General features: G+C 45.9%; 1 protein-coding gene and 2 pseudogenes. All 3 read left to right on the forward strand.

Translation table 11 applies throughout. The features are described from left to right. Window positions 1-231: pseudogene (locus ACFINH_RS09895) on the forward strand (hypothetical protein); the annotation flags it as partial. Beyond that, entirely contained in the window at window positions 228-878 is a 651-nt protein-coding gene (locus tag ACFINH_RS09900) for a transglycosylase SLT domain-containing protein (protein ID WP_375632998.1), read from the forward strand. The pseudogene ACFINH_RS09895 and the gene ACFINH_RS09900, both read left to right, overlap by 4 nt. Before the next feature lie 12 nt (window positions 879-890). Continuing rightward, window positions 891-1,152: pseudogene (locus tag ACFINH_RS09905) on the forward strand (phage tail protein); the annotation flags it as partial.

Raw genomic sequence — 1,152 nt, forward strand, 5'->3', positions numbered from 1 at the left:
TGGATTCCTTTCAAAGAGGCGGCGTTTAGAGAGCGTCAACGGATTGAAAAGGATGTTGTCAAATTGTTAACAGGGGGAACAGAGATTAAGAATGCTCAAATTGTCGATCTGATTCAACGTATGGTAAATGCGCATCATAAGGGATATGCGACGAAAGAGTGGGTGAAAAAGCGTTTTTCTGATTTGTTTAGATTAAGTGGAAACGAGGTTGTGAGGATGTTTAACCGATGACCCGTTATAGTCCTTCTGTAGAGCAAGCGATCCGTCAAGCAGCAGCGCGTTATGGTTTGCCAGAGAGTTATTTGTACCGTGTTGCGCAAGTGGAAAGTGGAGGCAATCCGAATGCAAGGAATCCCCGTTCTTCTGCGGGTGGGTTGTATCAATTTATAGACAGTACCGCCAAGCAATATGGTTTGCAAGACCGTTTTGACCCCATGCAAGCGGCAGATGCCATGGGGCGGTTGACGCTTGATAATCGCAATCATTTAAGCCGCCTGTTGGGAAGAGCGCCTAGTGAAGCGGAATTGTATTTAGCACATCAACAAGGGGCAGGAGGAGCCGCGCGGCTTCTTCAAAATCCCCATGCCAATGCGGCGCAAATTGTTGGCAGTAATGCGGTTGGCTTGAATGGTGGAAACAACGCTATGCGTGCAAGTGATTTTGTCAACCGTGTATTACAGATGTATGGGGGGCAGCCTCATAGAGCAAGTCCTACAGCGCATGGTGGCATTAGAAATAGAGACAACTTGTTAGAGGTTTTAAGGGCATTATTAGCATCACAAGAAGAGGCTTCGGAAGAAGAAGAGAGTGATGATGATGATAATCCTTTGATGACGCAATTCATGCGGGCATTTTACGGACCATTTTACAGAAGCTAGGATTCACGAGAAATGTCAACGATTTATGATTGGTCGCTTAGAGCGTCGGATAATACGCGCGTGGATAATTTGATTGATTGGTCCGAAGGACAGCATCCTAGCAGTGTGAACACAAGCGCCCGTGTGATGATGCAGCGCGTAAAGGAATACTTGTCAGACACGGGTGGAGAGCTTGAAGGCATTGTTACAAATGATCATGTCCAACAAACGAGTGTGATAAGACTTGCAAGCACTTCACAGTTTTTAGAGTATAAGAATGGTATCGTTTTGCGCT

Source organism: Bartonella sp. AA74HLJMH (genome assembly GCF_042197045.1).
Taxonomy (GTDB): domain Bacteria; phylum Pseudomonadota; class Alphaproteobacteria; order Rhizobiales; family Rhizobiaceae; genus Bartonella.